Raw genomic sequence first — 20,777 nt, 5'->3', positions numbered from 1 at the left:
CGCCAAAACGGGTACTGTATAAAATTTTATTTCAACTATTAAACATTGCTGATTTACAATTTTTTATAGTAGATCAACTCCCCGGCCTCGCCGCTTGCAGATAGCTGCGAGGGGATAAATTGGGTGATAACCAAAGCCGCTTTACCATCAACGGTTAAGGCAGTAATTGTAGGGTTGGCAAATGCCTGGCTGCCACCATCGGTGTGAATGTTGAGCTTATCGGCATTACCGGTTTGGTAATCATACAGGTAACAGCGCCAGGTACCGAAATCACCTTTGGTACCTTGTCCTTCGATCAAACCAAAGTTAAAATTCTGAAAATTCAGGTAACCGTCACGGTCGCCGATATTCCCTTTAACACCCCAGTATAATATGGCGTTATCAATTTGCGGCTGCGCACTGGCGTTCCAGCTCGACCAATTGGTGGTACCACGTGCCTGGCGGTCAACATCGCAATTGGACCAGTAATGAAAACCGACATCAACAGAAGTACTGCTGGCCGAATAAATATTAGGCGTACCCTCTGCACAGGTCGACAGCGTATGCGGGGCTTCGAAGGTTTTAGCTACGGCACCGTTCTGCAAATCGGTCCAACTGTTAAAATAGCTGAATTTTAAATGGTTGCTGGGTTCCTGCTCCCAAACCATTACAAAGCCACCGGTTGCGGTAGCGGCAATGGTAGGCTGCGATGCCCCGCCGTTATTACTGCCTGCCAGCTCGCGGATCCAGGTCCAGTGCAGCAGATCGGTTGATGAGGCTACATTGGTTTTAAACGTACCGTTAATCATGGTATGATAAACACCTATATACCCGCCAGATGGGTTGGCAATGATCTTGAGGCAATCCATGGTTTTACCGGTATTATCGGTAGCGTTGTAAATTTTACCGTCGGCGGTAGTTACGTTTTCAATAATACTGCGCAGGGCGGCTCTTGGTGCATCAGATGGTGGCGCGGCGGCTACTTTCTGTACACTGTCTTTCTGTTTGTTGGCCGCGGTATTGTTGTTCTTTTGGCAGGAAGCCAATACCAGCAGCACGAGCATGCTTTTGATCATCATGGTGTGTGTTTTCATAGGTGGTTAATTTTGGTTTATAGATAATTGGTTAATTTCTTCTCTACCATTTCAAATCAACCTTAATACCATCCGGGCTATTGCCAAAACCCAGGTAAAGGGTATTTGACGATGCATCCCATGATGTTTTCACATCGCTGATATCTTGGCCTGTGCTATCGGTTACCTTGGTTTCTTTAGGTTGCGCGGGTAACAGCACACGTACGCTGTTTAATGTTTTGGCAGGACTCTTGGCTACAAAAGAATAGCTGCTGCCCTGCCTGTTTTCGTTATAAATTCTTGATGCCGATGCCAGTACCTGTGGCAGTTTTTTATTGGGCACACGATCCACTACATATAATAAGGACTGCTCGCCAGGGTTTACTACTTTCTCATTCAGCACCGGCAATTGCGGATCGAACAGATCGATCACCGGGCCTTTGATGGTGTAAGGCTTGCTGTCGGCGTTTTCATCCATTACCGATACCACATCATACGGACCACGCTCCAGGTACAGGCTGTTTTTAAAAGTCAATTCACCGGCTTTCGCTTTTTGCTCATAAGCTTGTTTTACGGTGCTGATATAGTTATCATCTTTCCCGGCTTCGAGCACGTACTCTTTAGGATTTTGCCTCAACACATAAACCGCGCCCTTACCTACTTTAAACTCTTGCTCATCCTTCGTTGGATTAATCCCCAGCAGCTTGAACAGATGTTGCGATGGTGCGGTAAATTTATTGCCTTTGGTATCCCACCATTCCATTACCGATTGGTACGGATCATCATCCCTGCCACAATAGATCAGAACACCGCCTTGTTTTACCCAGTTGGCCAGGTAAGTATGCACCGCTGCTGATACCGGCTTCATGTTGGAATAGCTCATCACCAATACTTTGATATTTTTTAACGACGCCGGGTATTCCAGGTTTTCCATATGCACAGTTTGCACTGGTACACCACGTTTCAACATGGGCAGGGTTTGCCCATAAAAATTAGAGAACTGCGGGTCTTCAAAACCATTGTGCGTTGGGAATCGCTGAAACATCAGCGTATTGCTCATCAGTACGCCAATGCCGTTTACACCCGATACTTTGTTGGTTGATGCAGGCATACTGTTCAACGCATTCACCATGATCTGCATCTGGGTGGAATAAAATTGCGGGATCAATGTCTTTTGGTCGGTACCGGCCACTTTGTACGGATGGGTATAGATACGCTCGGGCCATGGCATCACCTCGTAATCGGCAACCATGGGGTATAATAATTTGGCGGTGAAGGTAGCCTGGTAATTGCGTTTGTAATCGCTCCAGTCTCGCGGCCAATCCTCAATCGGGTCGGTGAGGAAAAATACTTTACGACCGGTTGGCGCGGTCATCGAAACTACCGAACCATACTCCAGGAAAGCATTTTCAAACACGCGCTCTTTTCGCTGACCATTAAAAAACGTAGGCTCACGCGAAGTGCCCGTCCATACCTGCGCAATGTAACCGTCGATACCCGGTAACGACGCCAGGCTGGCTTCCGGACTAACAATTTGCCACGACGAATAGTTCACCAGCGAATGTGTTGCTATAAATACTTTTATATTTAAACCTTTGCTTTTGCCATAGGCTTTGGCATAGTTGGATACCTCTTTGATGGTTTCGTAATACAGGTGATATTTCAACTTGCTCGACAGGTAAGTATTCTCGACCGAAGCATCCTGCGGTTTCCAGGGAAAGCCATAATATTTTTGCCATTGCTCTTTAAAGCCTGCGCTGTATCCGGCACGTGCCCAAAACTCTGGCTCCTCTAAAAATATGGTGGTGATACCCGCATTGATCACTTTTTTTACCACCGCGGTTTTCATGTACTCAATGAACGAGGCATCGGGCACTACATAAGGCATATCCTTACCATGAAAAATAGTATCGCCTTTCATGGTTACCTGCCCTACACCCAGGTGGTTTTTGCCATCCCATTTTCCTAAAAAATAATCTTTATAGTCGCCCCAGGCTATGCCGGTCATAAAATTTACCTGGTAGCCATGGTCGCGCCATGATTGTACGCGTTGTTCAAACGTTAAACCCGGGCGGTCATTGGCACCGTAAACAATGGCAATGTCTGACCGTACGTCGATTTCCGGAATCCAGGGACTGCTGGTTTGGAAGGCCGTTTTCTCTGGCAGTTTTTGTGCATAACCCGCCAATGACCATGCTACGAGGCAACAGGAAAATAGAATGTTTTTCATTAGATATAATTTGTACTACTAAAATAAGCAGAAGGACATCAGTCCTTCTGCTTCACTATATGATAAAATTTAAGGAACAGTTACTACTTTAACGTCGGTATAGTTATAATAATTTAAGCCGTAGGCTATCCTGGCAGCTACCCTGATAAAGTATTGGCGCTTACCCGGCAACGGCCCTCCAATGGTAGTTAAACTAATGGTTTTCCCTACCGAACTGTTGGCATTCGATCCGCTGAGCGTTGGCGTATAACGGTTATCAAAGTTATTGTTACCTACATATTTGTTTGAATTAACAAACACAGCCACATCGCTTACATCCTGCTGAAAATTCGGATCACTGGTACCGCGGGTAATTTTAAAACTGGTGGTTATAGTACCATCCGCGTTCAAAACCGGATCACCTACCCAATCAATCCTTAAAAACGGATCAACAGAAAAGTTAACCGTGGTTACCCCTTTCACATCAACAGTCTGGCTTTTATCTACAATGGTTTTGCCGTTATTATCTACCTGTACCATCGGCACAAAAGGTCCTTCGGCCGAGATCACATTTTTACCTGCAAACAGTTTGGTATTGGTGTAAGTACCATCCTGAAAAGAGGATATATAAAAAGGTGTAGGGTTGCTGCTCCAGCTTATTTCCAATAGTTTAATCCTGGTGCCCGAGCCCTGCTCGGTTTGTACGCTTTTACCGGTAGCGGCATCGGTTACCACGCCTTTTAAAGTTACATCGGGTGCGGCATAATTATCAACCTTGCTGCATGAGCTGGTTGCCGCAACCAGTACACTTAATGCTATGCTATAAAATATTGTTTTCATTATAATAATTTGTCTTTTAATGGTAATGAAGCTATCATGAGCTACTCGTTTTGCTTTTAGCGGCAGCTCATGATGGTCATCTCTCTTAAAATTAATAACCCGGATTTTGAATTAAATTCTGACTCTTCTGTATTTCGCCCTGCGGAATTTGCTCATAATACCAGCGTACATCAAAAGTGTAACGGCTGTTACGCTCATCTAAACGGGCATCGAAAAAGTACTTACCGTCATTAGCCGAGTAAAATGGCATCAGCGTACGGTAAATGGTACTGTTCTGTTCTTTGTCTATCACCCTCCAGCGGCGCAGGTCCCACCAGGTTTTGTTTTCAAAGCCCAGCTCTTTTTTCCGCTCAGTGCGTACCACATTAATATCGCCCAAGTCAGCCGGGCTCAGCAGCAGGTTGGCACCGGCCCTGTCACGGATCTGGTTAATGGCGGTAAAGGCATCCTGCAGGTAGCTTTTATCATTCTGCCCTAAAGCATTCAGTTCCACTGCCGCTTCAGCACGGTTTAACAATACCTCGGCATAACGCATCTCCAGCCAGGTTTGGTCAGAGCGGTTTTCCAGCACTTCTGATGTTGGTTTATCCGGTACCAGGTTTTTGCGGATCGAAAAGCCCGATACCGCGCAGGTTCCGTCGCCGGTAAAATAACCGCTTAAGCCCGCGGGGTTCATCGTTGTTCCATTAGGTAATTTGTAGGGCGTCTGGCTGGCGTTTGATGATTGTACAATATTATCCGTTGGATAATGCGCGGTTGAACCGGCCGGTAAAAGCGGACTGATACCACCTGCCGAACTGCCGGTATAAATGCCCCGGCGTATCTCGATGCTCACGCCTTTAAATACATCGCCCGGTAAAATAACCGTTGCCCTTAGTCTTGGTTCGGCATTGGCAAACAGATCCATGGTATTGGTATACAGATCATATTTACCACCGGTTGTGGTTTTAATGGTACCATCGGCATTTTTAGGGATGCCATCAAACATCTCTACAAAGTTCAGCGTAGGGTTAATTTCAGATGAATATCCGTTTGCCCCCATCAGCTGGCGCGGTACGTTGTAGGCATCATACCCATGCACCGATTCGGGGTAGTGATATTGGCGCACAAAAACATTCTCGGGACTGGTAGCATCAAAAAACAGGTTCACATAGTTTTGATACTGCGCATTTTTATCACCCGCCGCCCATGCTTTTTTATACAGGCTGTATTTACCATCAAGCAATACGGCAGCATCGTAAGCGGCTTTAAAATAGGTAACCGCTTTGGCAGCCGGTATACCACAAAGCCTGTTGCCGTTACCATCGGTAAGGTTAATGCTATTGTATTTGGCAATGGACCCCGCGTACAGCATAGCGCGCGATTTAAAACCTGCAGCTACGTACTTATTGGCCCGGCCTACCTGGTTGCTCTCACCCAAATTGGTATAGGCATAATCCAGATCGGTGGCGATAAAATCATAAACTTTCTCTTCTGATGAACGCGGAATTTTCAACTCATCGATGCTTTGCTGCGGATAGTTAAGCACTTTATCAACAATAGGCACACCGCCATAGCGTTTTACCAATGCAAAATAGGTGGCGGCACGCAGAAAGCGGGCTTCGCCCAACCAGGCATTTACCTGTGCCGGTGTAAAGTTCGACGCATATTTAGGCAATGTTTCCGAAAAATAGTTGGCATCCCTGATCAGTGTATAAGCATCGCCCCAGTAACCAAAAGTTTCCTGTGTGGCACTGTTCTGATCGCGGCTTAAACCCTCGCCGCTGATACAACTGAAAGGACTGATGATCCAGAAGAAATTTAAGCCGCGGGTTGGCGAATACCTGAAATCTTCGATAGGTAATTCGGCATACATGCGAGCCATGTAGGCCTGTATACCGGCGCTGTTGGTAAAAATATCGGCATCTTTAACAATGCTTGGTGGTGCCGTATCGAGCTTTTTGCATGCCGATGTCCAGCAAAGCAAAACAGCGAATAGGATATATATGTATTTTTTCATGATCTGTATGGATTGATTATAATTTAACATTTACACCAACGGAGAATATTTTATCTAACGGGTATAAATAGCCATAAGTAGCCGATGGGTGTTCCGGATCAAGATATTTTAAACTGGTGATGGTTAAAACGTTGTACCCATTTACAAATATTCTTGCGCCCTTGATACCCAGCCTTTTGGCCACTGCCGGTGTAATGCTGTAGCCCAGCTCGGCCGATTTTAGCCTTACATAAGCCGCACTGTGGATGTTAGACAGCGAGTTTACATCGGCTGTGGTACCGGTAAGTGCAAAAGTGCCCGGTGTCCATACGGTGTTAGGATCATAAGGATCGGCTTTGGGATCGGTTGGATGATATCTGTCCATGAACATAGACAGGGCGCTACCTCCACCCCAAAGCGGAATATTAAGCTGTTCGATATAAGAAACATTGATACCCGCGGCGCCCTGCCATACGGTGCTGATGTCAAAGCCTTTATATGAACCGCCCAGCGTTAAACCAAATGTGGTTGATGGCACGCTGTAGTTATTGTTACTTACGTTTTGAGCTATAGGATGTACGTCCTGATCATTGATCACGCCGTCGCCGTTCCAGTCCTGCAGAATATAATCACCTACCACCGCGTTGCGTGATACAAACTGCGGACTGTTCAGGATCTGCTGGTAATTTTGGAATTGTCCGTTTGAACCATAGCCCCAGAAAATATTGCTGTAGCGGTTATCATTGTCATTATGCCAGGCAAGTTGAGAGTTACCATACTCCGAATGTACTTTGCTAATCCACATGGTACGGGTATAGCCAAAGGTTCCTTTTACAAAATAATTAAAGCTGCCAATATGGTAACGGTGGTTTATCTCGATATCAAAACCCTGGGCACGATCGCTGTTCAGGTTTTCCTGTGGCAAACCTGCGCCCACTACGCCTGGTAAATTATCGGCACGGGTATCTAACAAGCCGCTTCTGTCGCGCCGGAAAGCATCAACCGTTAAGCCCAATAAACCGTTCCATGCCTGCAGGTCGATACCGGCATTGTAGGTTTTGGCTACAAACCAAAAAATGTTGGGGTTAGGGATACCACGGCTTTGCGCGCCGTTTACAAAAGTACCGTCAAATACCGATCCTGGGGGCGTTTGATTATTATTACCATTTGCCGGATAGTTATAACCGCTCAGGTACTGGTAAGCATTTAAACCGGCATCATCACCCAGTTTGGCATATGACAAACGGAACTTCAGATCATCAATAAACGACAGCGCCTTTGACTTTTTCCAAAAATCCTCCTGTGATACCCGCCATCCTACGGATGCACCAGGAAAAAAGCCCCATCTTTTAAGCGGAGAGTTTTGGGAGCTGGCATCGTCCCTGAAACTGAACTCGGCCAGATATTTTCCCTTAAAATCATAATTTACCCTACCCACAAATGATTTGGTTACAATATCATAAGGCCAACCGCCGTCGACCGTAGCGGTTTGATTCAGGGCATTACCCGCGCTTAACTGATCAATCGGTAACGATAACTGGCGCTGCGCGTTAAAATTATCGCCTTTTTTCTCACTCTCTTCATAAAGCGCCAATGCGGTTATATTGTGCCCGCCTTTTAATGCCCGGTTATAGTTTAATGATAACTGCATTAAACTGGTGGGCTTTTCGTAAAACTGCCTGGTTAATGAGCCTGGCGTTTGATTGGCTATAGCACTATACGTTTGAGAGTTGGCATCATAAGTATATTGGTTATATGACCTTTGGTATAGTTTATTGCTCGACATGTAATAGTCGTAGTTATACAAACCTTTAGCGCTCAGTCCCTGTACAAACGGTACATTGTAGGTAGCTGAAACTGACGATTGCAGCCACTTATTGTTGATTTGTTTATAACCATCAATATTGGCATCGGCCATGGCAACCGGGTTTGATCCGTCAACCTCGCCATTGGCCAGGTACGCCGGGTTATTGTTGGCATAAATGCTTTGTGTAGGTATCTGGCGCCAGAATGAACGGATAATCCAGGCGGCATCCTGGTAAGGCTGATTCTTTTGCTCCAGGGTTCCGCTCAGGTTTACATCAATGGTCAGGTTTTTATTGACCTTAGTGGTGAGGTTTGAGCGCAGGTTGTATTTTTTATAATTCAAATCGCCGCTCCTGAAAAAACCATCCTGATCGGTAATACCCATACTCACAAAATAGCTGCTATTGTCGGTACCACCTATGGCATTCAGGTTATGCTGCTGCTGAGGTGCGCTGTTGGCAAAAACCGGACTGTACCAATCGGTACTGGTTTTGGTACCATTACGATAAGCGGCAAAGTCGGCATCGGTATATTTTACCTGGCCGCCGTTTACGTTGTGCAGCAATTGCTCGTTAACCAGGGTCATGTAATCCAAAGCGCCCACTGGTTTTGGCATGTACGATGGTATTTGCCAGCCATAAGTGCCCGAGTAATTCAATTCTACAGAACCTTTCTTTCCTTTTTTCGTGGTCACAATCACCACACCGTTTGCCGCGCGCACACCATAAATGGCCGCAGAAGCATCTTTTAGTACCGATATGCTTTCAATATCATTCGGATCTAAACGGGTAATGTTATCACGGGGGATACCGTCAATAACCACCAGCGGATTACCAAAACCACGGATATCGAAGGCATTATCAAACGATCCCGGTTCGGCCGAGTTTTGTACGATGCGTAAACCGGCCACTTTACCGGTAAGCATGTTCAGCACGTTCTCGTTTTTGGTAGTTACGATCTCTTTGTTAGTGACCGATGCGATAGACCCGGTAACGGTAGCTTTTTTCTGCGTACCATAGCCCACCACCACCACTTCGTTCACATTGGTGGCATTGGATACCATGGCTACTTTGATGCTGGTTTGGCTGCCAACAGCAACCTCCTGCGAAGCGTAACCCACAAACGTAAATACCAGGGTTTGGTCGTTTGAAGCGCTGAGGGTAAACTTGCCATCAACACTAGTTACCGTGCCAATGGTTGTCCCTTTAATCTTTACGCTTACACCGGGCAGCCCTTGCCCGGTTTCGTCCACAACCGTACCGGTGCGGTTGGTTTGGGCCATAGCCACAGTGCATACAAGCAAAAACAAAAAGGCCATGATACCCTGCCGTACCACCCCTTTAAATTTTGCCGGATAATGGATACCATGGCACCCACCATAATAGGTAAAAATTTCCTTCATAAATTAAATTGATTAAAATGGTTTATAATATTTTGCCTAACTGAGTGTTTGGAATAAACAGGCTGGTTAAACCCTTACATTGGCATTACGCACTCATTTGGCGCAACAATTATATATCCGGTGGTATTAAAAGATGGGTTAATAAACGGGTTAACTCCGCTAAAATTTCATTAACCATAGCGAATTAAGTGGGTTAACGCTACAAGTCATCCTTAACTTGTTCCAGGATCCCGCAGGACGGCCTAACCATGAGACAGGACACCTCGCTTTTTAAGTCAACTCCGTTATGTCATTGCGAGAAGGAACGACGAAGCAATCTCCTCGCGTTCAAATGCAGCGAAGAGATTATTAATATTGTTAATTGTTTCTTAAGGTATTAATGAGCTCCCTGCGGTTGATTGTCCACGCTTCGCTCGCAATGACATGGTGATTAATTCACAAATTTTCCGTATCTTTATATAACAAAACAGCCCGGTTCTCTTTCTATAAGAGAACCGGGCTGTTTTGTTAAGAGGAAAACAAGGTCAAAAATCGACCATTTTAAACATAGCTATTTGACAATCAACAAATTAATACTTTTTAAAGTTTAAAAAACTGCTCAAAATCAAGTTAAAATTTGTTAAAAAGTGTTAAAATCGATGATTTTGAGCTAATTTTTGGACGCTTTTAGCCCTTTTTTGAGCAGAAAAGTGTTAAAATTTAAGGTTTAAAAAGTTTTCAGAACACGAAATGTTAAATTATGGAGGGCCCCTATCGCAATTTATTTACCGCAACTCCGATTTGTTGGAACAGATTTTTTCAAACGGTACCTGGTAACTGATACCTAATGATTTTTCGTACTCAGTGGTAAATTCCTCATATACCTTGCGGGCATATTCAATGCCCTTGATACGGCGGAGGGCCTTGAGCTTGTATTTCAAAGCGGTATCATTAAAAGGGTCGATATTTAGAACCACCCGGGTAATATCCAGCGTCTTGCGGAAATCGCCGCTTTCGTATACCTTTTTCACCTCGGGTAATATCACAGGCATCAGCGTTTCTTCGTAGCCGAGCTTAATATCATCCAGCCAGGTTTCTGGGATGTATTGCAGCAGGCCTCCGCGGGCAATCAGATCAAAGTATTGGAGGATAGTTACTTCAGCTGGTTTTTCTGAGCCATTCATTTGTTCCAGGGAGGCAGTTACTGTAAAGTAGTCGCAAAAAAGGTTATCGTGCAGCTTAAAACAATAGGTATCGTTCAAAAATGTAAGTTCAATACCCTCTATATCAGCAATAATATTGCGCAGGTGGTTAATCGTAACCCCCTTAATGTTCTTTGTTTTGGCTACATCCTTATCGGGCCATAAAACGGTAGATATTTTTTTGGATACCACACCCGTCGCATTCCTGCTGTTAAGCAACAGGAGAATGAACAACTGTTTTATTTTAGGGCTGAACAGGTAAGTGATATCCCGGCTGTTCTTATCGTAAACGGTAAATTCACCCAGCAGGTAGATAGCATTGGCGCGCTTTTCGTCATTCTTTTTATTGATAACGGCAATACTGCTATCTTCCTCTGCAAGGGGTTCTTGAGTGGACTTTCCTATTCGCCGTTTTTTGATGATCAGGAATGCCATACCAATTATCAGGATAGCCACTCCACCCAATATTACATATCTAAAAACCGGACGCGGCGGAGCAATGGCTTTTTGGGATTGTTCATATTCCTGCTGGCTCACCGGCGGAAATTCCAACGCCAGGATACGTATGGTTGATCGGTTGGGATCGGTGAACTCCTGTATAACGCAAAAAAACTCATCCTGCACAGGGTTAAAAAACAGGTTAATATCGCTCTCAATCCTTTCAGACGTAACCGGGATAGTTCCGCTCACTACCTGGTACGAGCCATCTTTGATGGAGAATTTATACAAGCGTAATTGAGTTTTTGGTCGTTCATGCGGGTAGCATAGGGCATAAAAATACTGGCCGTCTTTAGAAATGATGAGATTGTTGGTGGGCACAAAATCCTCTTCATTGGGTTTTATTTCCCAGCATTTTTTGATGGTATGGCTATTCAGGTTAACCTGGTACAGGTCATAAAAATGCCGTCCGCCCACAATTTGGTTTCCCGACTGGTTACCGTAGCCACCGAATATATACACCTCGTTATTTCCATTGGCCTGGCTGCTGGCCGAAAAAAAGCGCGGGGTAATCCTGTCGCCGGTAAATATTGCCTTGTCCCAATTGTCTGTTTGCTTATTGAGTTTAAAAAAGTCGTTGTGGTAGGCAAACGAACCATAACCACCAAATAGATAAAGATCATGCTGATCCTTATCATAAAAAATATTGTGGTGGTGCCTTTGTTCTTTAATATTAGCGTTCCCAACAACCTCCCACTTCAATGTAGCCAAATCCAAGGAAGCCACGCATGGACCAGGCTTAGGAGCCCGGAGTACCTCGTATGCATACAGCTTATTTTCCCGGGTATTGATGATACTTTTGCCCAGGAATAAAGGTACCGGTACTTTATTCTGAAAAGCCTGGGCCGATATCCTTCCGCTCTTCATATCATAACGGATCAGGGAATCACTTTTAAAAATAAGCAGCGATTGATCCTGGAGATTAAAATTGGCGCCAGCTACTTCGTGAAAGTTAAAAGTGGTTCTTTTTTCCCAAAAGTAAGAACTATTAATAAGCCAAACCGGGTTATCAACATGGCCAACGATCTCACCTGAATTGTCGTGAACATCATTTCCAGACCATTCATTCAGCGGAAAGGTGTAAGTTTTACTATCGTTGCTTATGGTTAAATTCTTAACAGCCATTTTGGGCACATCGGAGTAATGCGGATTTTTGCCAAAAGTGATGATTGGTGTTATCTGGTCATCAAAGCCGAAATCTACAGCCTTGTATACCTGACCATTTACATAAAAGGTAACCGCATTGGCTTTGAGGTCAATATCAACTTTAACGTTTATCCAGATCCGTTTATTCAATTGCGATAAATGAAGCGGTATCTTGATCTTGTTACTTTTACTGTCGATGTTAAAATTTAAAGCTGGCGAGCCATTGATATTATAAATATAAGTTAAGCTATAAGAGTTTTTGTGGCTATCAATGATGTTGAAAACATAGCCCAGATGCTCATTATCCCATAATGACAGATCAAAATTCATCCGTAAATGATCATGAAAGGTGGGTGCATCCGAACTGAATACGGTATAAGCCGTACGCTCGCTCATCAGGGCATCGTTGGAATTGAACATTAATCCCTGTGCCTGGCTTTTTAAGGCGGGTACCACTAAAATAAAAAGCAATATGATCTTATATACCTTTAAATGAAGTATTAAATCTTTATCTTTTTTTATCATCGCAGGGAATCCGTTTACAAAAAAACCAGCCTGGGTGGCCAGCTTAAATAACAATGCTAAAATATACTTTTTTTAAGTAACAGACAGCCTAAGCTTATGGTGATGCTCACCTTTTTTATAAATAGGAAGAGGCATTAAACTGCGCTCTTCTTTACCGGCTCCTTAACATTTGAATAACTTTCGTTACAGGAAATATAATTCACTATGAATATCGGTAATACAATTATTACAAAGATTGGCGGCTTATTGATGCATTGCATCAAACATTTTCAACGTTCTGTATATTAACACTATCAATACTAAGATACACAAGGCGTTAGCCTGCATAACCTTACGCTATGCTGTTATTAAAAAAACATATCCTCCTTTTAGTCCTGCTCGTATCAGGGTGTTTTAGCCTTTATGCACAGGATAGTACACTAGTTGGTACTACTATAAACTGGGATCTGGCAAAATGTATTGATTATGCCAAAAAGAATAATATCCAGATCAATACCCTCCGGCTTTCGCAACAGACCAGTCAGCAGGAATATCTGTTGGCAAAGGCTGCCCGCTTGCCCGATCTTTCAGGCTCGGCCTCACAAACCGTAACACACGGCAACAACTTCAGCAATGGCGATAATGGCCGGCACTCTGGTTATAACCTGGCAGGATCTTATGGTTTAAGTTCAAACGTCACCATATATAATGGCAATTATATCAACAACAATATCCAGCAAAAAAACCTGTCGGTACAATCTGCTAACCTCAGCATTATACAGCAGGAAAACGATATTACCCTGCAAATAACCCAGGCATACCTGGCCATACTATTGGATAAGGAAAATATTATATACAACACCGATCTGCTCAATACCACCAAAGCGCAGGTAGCGCTGGAACAAAAAAGATACAATGTGGGCAGTGTGGCCCGTAAAGATCTCATCCAGCTGCAGGCTCAGCAGGCATCGGATCAGTATACACTGGTGAATTCGCAAAATGCCGAGCGCGGCGACCTCATCACCCTGAAGCAATTACTGCTTTTACCCAGCGATTCACGCTTTGATATTACCAAGCCCGATACCGTGATAGCGCCGATAGACAGTGTAGCCGCTTTCCGCGATGCGGAGCAAACCGCCCTGCAAAACCGTCCCGAAGTTAAAAATGGAGAATTGGGGGTTAAAATAGCCCAGTATGATGTGGATAAGGCCCGCGCCGGTTATAAGCCAACGTTAACAGGCGGCGCTTCGCTCAATTCGGGCTACGCTAACGGACAGGGTACCTCCTTTGGCTATCAGCTCAATAACAATTTTACCCAGCAATTGGGGCTTACCCTGGCTGTACCCATTTTTACCAAACGGGTAGTAAAAACCCAGGTAGAGGAAGCCAAAATAAACGTAAAACAAGCACAGCTTGATCTGTCAAACACCCGCATTACGCTATCACAAACAGTTGAACGGGCATACATCAATGTAGAGAACGCACGCAGTCAGTATGACGCGGCAAATGAGCAGTATAAATACAGCAAAGAGAGCTACCGCATTGCCAGTGAGCAACTGAAAGTGGGTGTGGCTAATACGGTCGATTTCTTATTACAGAAAAACCTGTACGTACAAGCCCAGCAGGCTTTTATACAAGCCAAATACAATACATTATTAACCTTAAAGATCTATGATTTTTACAGAGGGGTACCTATTAAATTATAACCACCTGATATCATGAAGAAAAGTTATAAAAATATCATCATCATAGTAGCTATACTGATAGTGCTGGTGCTCATCTGGTTTTTCTTTATCAGGAAACCTACACCTCCGGTGGTGCTTACCACGCAAAAACCAACCAAAGGATATATTGCGCAAAGTGTTACGGCTACGGGTAAAATTGAACCTGTTGATACGGTTACTGTGGGTACACAAGTATCGGGTATTATTAAATTTTTATATGCCGATTTTAATTCAAAAGTTAAAAAAGGCCAACTGATAGCCGAGCTGGATAAATCATTGCTGCAGGCCACGCTTGATCAGGTTCAGGGTAACCTCCAAAATTCACAAAGTCAGTTGGTTTATGCCAAAAACAACTTTAACCGGCAGGACCTTCTTTATAAAACAGATGCCATAAGCAAGGCCGATTATGATAGCGCGGTTAATACCCTTCACGCTGCCCAGGCCTCGGTAGTCAGTTCAGCGGCACAAGTACGATTGGCCAAACAAAATCTGGCTTATGCCGATATATACTCCCCTATTGATGGAGTTGTGCTTAACCGTAACATCAGCATAGGGCAAACCGTTGCCGCCAGTTTTAGTACGCCTACCTTGTTTGTAATAGCCAAAGATATTACCAAAATGGAAGTAGAGGCCAATGTAGACGAGGCCGATATCGGCGATGTAAAAGCAGGCGAACGGGCCTCTTTTACCGTTGATGCGTTTATTAACGACCAGTTTGCAGGTACGGTTGAAGATATCCGGCTGCATCCTTCGGTATCCTCAAACGTGGTTACTTATACTACCATTATTAACGCGCCCAATGATGATATGAAACTAAAGCCAGGCATGACCGCTAATATCATCATCTATACCAAAGAGGTTAATAATGCCATGCTGATACCAGCCAAAGCTTTAAGTTTCACCCCCGACTCCTCATTAATGAAGGATTATGAAATTGTGGGCAAGGTTGGGCACAAAGGCTCCAGAAAAAAAGCTGCAACAACCGGTGTTACCGACGATAATGCACAAGCTGCGCATACCGGTAAAAGTCGTAAAGATAGCATCGGCATTACCAAACAAACCGCGTTTGTTTGGATATTGGATGGTAAAAAATTAAGCAGAAAAAAAATACAGACCGGCTTAAATGACAATACACAAGTTGAAGTTTTGGGCGGCTTAACCGCCGACGATGCTGTTGTTACCGGCATTACCGGTGGCACCAGCGGCACTCCAGCGGCAACCAAAGCAGCAGCCAGTCCGTTTATGCCACAACGACGCGGAGGGGGCGGAAAAGGACGATGAGCAAAACCATATTAGAGATACGCGAACTGAAACGGGAGTTTCAGATGGGCAGCGAAATTGTACGTGCACTCAAAGGCATCTCCTTTACCGTGCAGGCCGGCGAATTTGTTACTATAATGGGTAGCAGCGGATCGGGCAAAACAACTTTGCTTAATATTTTAGGCTGTTTGGATAAACCATCCATCGGCGATTATTTACTGGATGGTGTGGATGTAAAAAAGCTATCGCGTGATGAACTGGCGCAGTTACGCAATCACAAAATAGGCTTTGTTTTTCAGGCTTATAATTTATTGCCGCGCACCTCGGCTTTGGAAAATGTAGAGCTGCCACTACTCTATAATAAAAGTATCAGCGTAAGTGAACGCCGGGACAGAGCTATACAGGCATTGGAAGCCGTAAAATTGGGTGGTAGGTTTGATCATACCCCCAGTCAGCTATCAGGCGGGCAACAACAGCGGGTTGCTATTGCAAGGGCATTGGTTAACGAACCCGTGATGATCCTGGCTGATGAGGCGACCGGAAATTTGGATAGCCGGACATCATATGAAATCATGTCCCTGATGCAGGATCTGAACGGGCAACAAGGCAAAACTATTGTATTTGTTACCCATGAGCCGGATATCGCATCCTTCAGCAGCCGTACCATACAGCTGCGCGACGGTAAAATTCAGAAGGATACTGAAAACAAAGAACCCCGGTCGGCAAAAGAAGTATTAGCCAACCTCCCGGTAACTGATGATTATTAACCAGCAACCATGAATATATTAAACCTTATACGGATAGCTTTTAAGGCATTGCAGCGTAACAAACTGCGGGCATTTTTAACTATGCTGGGTATTATTATTGGGGTGGCCGCGGTTATCGCGATGGTAGCTATTGGTCAGGGGTCAAAACAAAGTATCCATGATCAGTTATCAAGCATGGGCTCCAACATGATCACCGTATTACCCAGTAGTAATCTTAATGGAGGGGTGCGTATAGCCGGTTCCAGCTTCCAAACCCTTACTGATAAAGATATCGTAGCCCTGAAAAGAGAGGCACAATATATTACCGAGATATCGCCTTCGCTAACGGCAAAAGGCCAGGCTATTAACGGGGCCTTAAACTGGCCAACATCCATGCAGGGTGTAAGTCCGGATTATCTGGACATCCGCATGTTAACCTTAAAGGATGGCATTGCCTTTACACAACAGGATGTGCTTACCTCTGCCAAAGTATGCCTCATTGGGCAAACCGTTATTGACAACCTTTTTCCGAATGGCGAAAACCCGATAGGTAAGGTGATCCGCTTTAACAAGATTCCCTTCCAGGTGATTGGGATACTTAACCCTAAAGGTCAAAACGCTTTCGGTCAGGATCAGGATGATATCTTGATTGCACCCTATACTACGGTACAAAAAAGGATACTGGCCACCATTTATTATCAAAATATTTACGCTTCAGCCGCCAGCGAGGCAGTAACAGACGCAGCTACAACCGAAATGACTTCTATCTTACGCACCTCACACCGCCTGCGTGATAACGAAGACAATGATTTCACCGTGCGTACCCAGGCCGAATTAATAAATACCCTGAGCTCAACCAGCGGCTTACTTACCGTTTTGCTAACGGTAATAGCCGGTATATCATTAGTAATTGGGGGTATAGGCATCATGAATATCATGTATGTTTCGGTTACCGAACGTACACGCGAAATCGGTTTACGCATGGCCATTGGTGCCCGTGGAAAGGATATCATGCTACAGTTTTTAATGGAAGCCATCCTGATCAGTATTACCGGAGGTATCATCGGTGTTATTTTGGGTATCGTATCGTCCAATGTGGTTACCCTTACCCTATCGTGGCCAACTATTGTTTCCGAATCATCGGTGGTATTATCTTTTATTGTTTGCGCGGTTACCGGTATTTTCTTCGGATACTATCCGGCACAGAAGGCATCCCGTCTTGATCCTATTGAAGCTCTTCGGTACGAGTAAATTTTTGCTTTTAATATCATAAGTAATTAATCAGTATAGGTTGGGTAAAGTGTTCAAAAGTGGGTTTACATGGTTTACACTTTTCATGCTTAATATCAAGATATTTAATTGACAATCAATAACTTATTTGAATTTCGCCACTATATACCGGGTTTACATGTAAACCCACTCCAGGCTTCTGCACGAGATTCCCAAGAGCACTGCAAGCGCTATGCTAAGAGTAAAATCTTCAATTTAAATATCATCAGCAATCAGTAACCTATAGTTAATAAGTGTTAATAAATGTTAAATCCACAGGTTAATTTGTTAAATTCTTTTGAATACTAAAGTTTTAGTTATACCTTGGTTTTCATAAAGAACCTTATGAAAATCACAATACCTGCCCTAATAATACTTTGTTTAAGTACGGTTTCTGTATTCGCGCAAAATACCTATTCAATTAAAGGTTCAGTTGCCGATACGGCTTCCAGTTCCAAACTAACCAATGCTACGGTTAGCGTATTAAATGCCAAAGACTCTATCCTCCAAAAATTCACAAGAGTAAAAGATGGCAGCTTTGAAATAAATAATCTCAAAAAAGGCAAACTGATATTGCTGGTAACCTACCCCGGCTACGCCGATTATGTGGATCGCTTTACCCTGGATTCGGCACATACCACACATGATTTCGGTCGTATTAAAATGATCTTGAAAACCCAGCTGCTTGCCGAAGTAATAGTAAAGGCCAAAGTAGCCGCCGTTAAAATAAAAGGCGATACTACCGAATTTAACGCCGCCGCATTTACCGTGCAGCCCAATGCCAAGGTGGAGGACCTGCTCAAAGAGTTGCCAGGCATACAGGTAGATAAGGACGGAAAGATTACTGCCCAGGGGCAAACCGTAAACAAAGTATTGGTTGATGGTGAAGAGTTTTTTGGGGATGACCCAACACTGGTTACCAAAAACCTGCGTGCCGATATGGTTGATAAAGTACAGCTGTACGATAAAAAGAGCGATCAGGCTACATTTACCGGTATTGATGATGGCGTAAAAAACAAAACTCTGAATATCAAACTGAAGGAGGATAAAAAGAATGGCTATTTCGGGAAGATAGACGCAGAGGGAGGTACCGATAAATACTATCAGGAACAGTTGATGTTTAACCGGTTTAAAGGCAAACAAAAGTTTTCGATTTATGGAACTATCGGCAATACTGGTAAAACAGGTTTGGGTTGGGAAGATAATTCAAAATACGGTGGCTCCGGCGGGCTGGAGTTTGGTGATGGTGGTGACATCTATTTTTATGGTGGCGGTGGTGATGATGGTCTGGATTCGTTCAGCGGCCAGTATAACGGTCAGGGTATCCCTTTGGCCCGTTCAGGCGGGGTGCATTATGATACCAAATGGAACAGCGACAAAGAATCAATCAATACCAATTTTAAAATAGGTTCTTTAAATGTTGATGGTACCCGTAATACGCAAACTCAAAATAACTTGCCGGGGGCTAACAATCAATCAGGAATTATTTTAAACAGCAATAGCGACCAAAACTTTCACGATCACATTTTCAGGCAAAAACTGGATGCTACCTATCAGCTAAAGATTGATACCTCATCCAATCTTAAAATAGCTGTTGATGGTACAACCAAAAGCACCATCACCAATAACGATTACAGCACTACAAGCCTCCGTAATGATACCTTGCTCAATAAGAACACCAGGGGTGTTACCAATAACGGCGATCAAAAAATATTTAACGCCAGTGTATTTTATAACAAAAAATTTAAAAAGGTAGGTCGCAGTTTTTCTGTAAACATCACCGAGGCTTATAATCAAAATAAAACAAACGGGTTTTTAAAATCAGAAACAGACTTTTTTGGCAAGCAGGGCGCTATAGATAGTACACAGAAAATAGATCAGTATAAAACCGGGTTGAGTGAAAGCTCTATTCTCAACACCAATATTACTTACTCCGAGCCCTTTACCAAAGCGCTTGCGCTGGTTGTAAACTATGGCATCAACATTAACAACGGGCGGTCAGACAGGCGATCGTTTGATAAAGACGCCTCTGGCGAGTATACCATACTGGATAATAACCTGAGTAATAATTTTAAACTTAATCAGCTATCAAATCAGTTTGGGGCCATATTTAACTATAAAAAGAAAAAAACCATCATCAACTTTGGCTCTAAAGTTTCTACCGTAAACTTTAAACAGATAGATGAATTTACCAACAACACCCTTACCCGTAACTTTGTGAACTGGTACCCACAAGCTAGTTTCCAGTATAAGTTTTCGCAACAGCAATCGTTTCGGATAAATTATAATGGTAACACCAGCCAACCTACTATTGACCAGATACAGCCGGTTAGGGTAAATACCGATCCGTTAAATATTACACTGGGTAATCCTGATCTTAAACCGTCATTCACTAATCGTATCAGCGCCAGTTATAACTCGTATAAGGTTATTAGTGGGCAATCTATCTGGTTAAACGGTTCTTATTCGCGCACTATTAACCCTATTGTAAGCAATGTAACTACCGATGATGCAACCGGCGCAAGCACGTACCAATCATCAAACCTGAAAGGGCACCAAACCTCCAACTTGTATTTTAATGCCTACTTCGATCAAAAGATACCCAAGCTTGATGTTAACGCAGGCGTTGGTTTAAATATGAACGGCAGCAATTATTTTAACCTCAGCAACACTAAACTGAACGAAACCAAATCATACACCTATTCGGCCAGTTTCAGATTATCAAAATACAAGCAGAAGAAATATGATTTCTGGACCGGTGCAGGGCCAACTTATACCGTAAACTCCTCAACCTTACAGCCACAGATCAATAACAACGGGCGTGGGTTTAATGCTTACGGCGGCTTTAATCTTTACCTGCCTGCCAAGTTCCAGATAGGTACCGATGCTAATTATCAGTATAACGCCGCAACACAATCCTTTAGCCAGGATTTTAGGAGAACTACCTTAAATGCCAACATCACCAAAGCATTTATGAAAGATGAAAGCCTTAAACTATCTATTTCCGGGAACGATCTCCTGAACCAGAACGTTGGTTATAACCGTACAGGATCGGCCAATCTGCTTACTCAGGAGCGGTACACCTCTATAAAAAGATACTTTATGCTTTCGCTGGTTTGGGATTTTAATCACATGGGCGGCGGCACACCTAAAAAATAATCA

11 protein-coding genes are annotated in these 20,777 nt (G+C 43.7%); 5 read left to right on the top strand and 6 right to left on the bottom strand.

What is annotated here, in order from left to right; translation table 11 throughout:
- Window positions 1-53: 53 nt before the first annotated feature.
- The 6 genes from G7092_RS16200 to G7092_RS16175 form a co-directional block, all read right to left on the bottom strand.
- Window positions 54-1,073 carry a hypothetical protein gene (locus G7092_RS16200; protein ID WP_202985338.1) on the bottom strand — a complete coding sequence of 340 codons (1,020 nt, stop codon included), beginning with the start codon at window positions 1,071-1,073 and terminating at the stop codon, window positions 54-56.
- Window positions 1,074-1,116: 43 nt separating this feature from the next.
- Entirely contained in the window at window positions 1,117-3,282 is a 2,166-nt protein-coding gene (locus G7092_RS16195; RefSeq protein ID WP_166091054.1) for a hypothetical protein, read from the bottom strand.
- A 69-nt stretch (window positions 3,283-3,351) separates the two neighbouring features.
- Window positions 3,352-4,101 carry a DUF3823 domain-containing protein gene (locus G7092_RS16190; protein WP_166091052.1) on the bottom strand — a complete coding sequence of 250 codons (750 nt, stop codon included), beginning with the start codon at window positions 4,099-4,101 and terminating at the stop codon, window positions 3,352-3,354.
- Window positions 4,102-4,192: 91 nt separating this feature from the next.
- Window positions 4,193-6,100 (bottom strand): RagB/SusD family nutrient uptake outer membrane protein, encoded by a 1,908-nt coding sequence (locus tag G7092_RS16185; RefSeq protein WP_166091051.1) that lies wholly within the window; start codon window positions 6,098-6,100, stop codon window positions 4,193-4,195.
- A gap of 16 nt (window positions 6,101-6,116) precedes the next feature.
- Window positions 6,117-9,287: a SusC/RagA family TonB-linked outer membrane protein gene (locus tag G7092_RS16180; protein ID WP_166091050.1), complete on the bottom strand. Its 3,171-nt coding sequence runs from the start codon at window positions 9,285-9,287 to the stop codon at window positions 6,117-6,119.
- A 764-nt stretch (window positions 9,288-10,051) separates the two neighbouring features.
- Complete coding sequence (locus G7092_RS16175) at window positions 10,052-12,637, bottom strand: Kelch repeat-containing protein (protein WP_166091049.1); 2,586 nt, start codon at window positions 12,635-12,637, stop codon at window positions 10,052-10,054.
- 338 nt (window positions 12,638-12,975) lie between these two features.
- Between G7092_RS16175 and G7092_RS16170 the strand changes: the two genes are divergently transcribed.
- The 5 genes from G7092_RS16170 (at window position 12,976) to G7092_RS16150 (ending at window position 20,774) form a co-directional block, all read left to right on the top strand.
- On the top strand, window positions 12,976-14,322 hold the full coding sequence (locus G7092_RS16170; protein ID WP_166091048.1) for a TolC family protein: 1,347 nt from the start codon (window positions 12,976-12,978) through the stop codon (window positions 14,320-14,322).
- Window positions 14,323-14,334: 12 nt separating this feature from the next.
- The gene (locus G7092_RS16165; protein WP_166091047.1) at window positions 14,335-15,621 is read left to right on the top strand and encodes an efflux RND transporter periplasmic adaptor subunit; all 1,287 of its coding nucleotides are present in this window, start codon (window positions 14,335-14,337) and stop codon (window positions 15,619-15,621) included.
- Window positions 15,618-16,367 (top strand): ABC transporter ATP-binding protein, encoded by a 750-nt coding sequence (locus G7092_RS16160; protein WP_202985337.1) that lies wholly within the window; start codon window positions 15,618-15,620, stop codon window positions 16,365-16,367. Before G7092_RS16165 ends, G7092_RS16160 begins: the two co-directional genes overlap by 4 nt.
- Before the next feature lie 9 nt (window positions 16,368-16,376).
- A complete protein-coding gene (locus tag G7092_RS16155; protein WP_166091046.1) occupies window positions 16,377-17,597 on the top strand; it encodes an ABC transporter permease in 1,221 nt (406 codons plus the stop codon).
- A gap of 363 nt (window positions 17,598-17,960) precedes the next feature.
- A complete protein-coding gene (locus G7092_RS16150; RefSeq protein ID WP_166091045.1) occupies window positions 17,961-20,774 on the top strand; it encodes an outer membrane beta-barrel family protein in 2,814 nt (937 codons plus the stop codon).
- The last annotated feature ends 3 nt before the right edge of the window (window positions 20,775-20,777 follow it).

It is taken from the genome of Mucilaginibacter inviolabilis, from assembly GCF_011089895.1.
GTDB lineage: Bacteria > Bacteroidota > Bacteroidia > Sphingobacteriales > Sphingobacteriaceae > Mucilaginibacter > Mucilaginibacter inviolabilis.
The sequence above is the reverse complement of the archived record's forward strand: the minus strand, read 5'-3'. Positions and strand labels throughout refer to the sequence as shown.

Bases quoted from the DNA above. Each gene is read 5' to 3' on its own strand.
- G7092_RS16190 (WP_166091052.1), bottom strand. From the start codon at position 4,101: ATGAAAACAATATTTTATAGCATAGCATTAAGTGTACTGGTTGCGGCA.
- G7092_RS16155 (WP_166091046.1), top strand. From the start codon at position 16,377: ATGAATATATTAAACCTTATACGGATAGCTTTTAAGGCATTGCAGCGT.
- G7092_RS16165 (WP_166091047.1), top strand. From the start codon at position 14,335: ATGAAGAAAAGTTATAAAAATATCATCATCATAGTAGCTATACTGATA.
- G7092_RS16160 (WP_202985337.1), top strand. From the start codon at position 15,618: ATGAGCAAAACCATATTAGAGATACGCGAACTGAAACGGGAGTTTCAG.
- G7092_RS16150 (WP_166091045.1), top strand. From the start codon at position 17,961: ATGAAAATCACAATACCTGCCCTAATAATACTTTGTTTAAGTACGGTT.
- G7092_RS16180 (WP_166091050.1), bottom strand. From the start codon at position 9,287: ATGAAGGAAATTTTTACCTATTATGGTGGGTGCCATGGTATCCATTAT.
- G7092_RS16195 (WP_166091054.1), bottom strand. From the start codon at position 3,282: ATGAAAAACATTCTATTTTCCTGTTGCCTCGTAGCATGGTCATTGGCG.
- G7092_RS16200 (WP_202985338.1), bottom strand. From the start codon at position 1,073: ATGAAAACACACACCATGATGATCAAAAGCATGCTCGTGCTGCTGGTA.
- G7092_RS16185 (WP_166091051.1), bottom strand. From the start codon at position 6,100: ATGAAAAAATACATATATATCCTATTCGCTGTTTTGCTTTGCTGGACA.
- G7092_RS16170 (WP_166091048.1), top strand. From the start codon at position 12,976: ATGCTGTTATTAAAAAAACATATCCTCCTTTTAGTCCTGCTCGTATCA.
- G7092_RS16175 (WP_166091049.1), bottom strand. From the start codon at position 12,637: ATGATAAAAAAAGATAAAGATTTAATACTTCATTTAAAGGTATATAAG.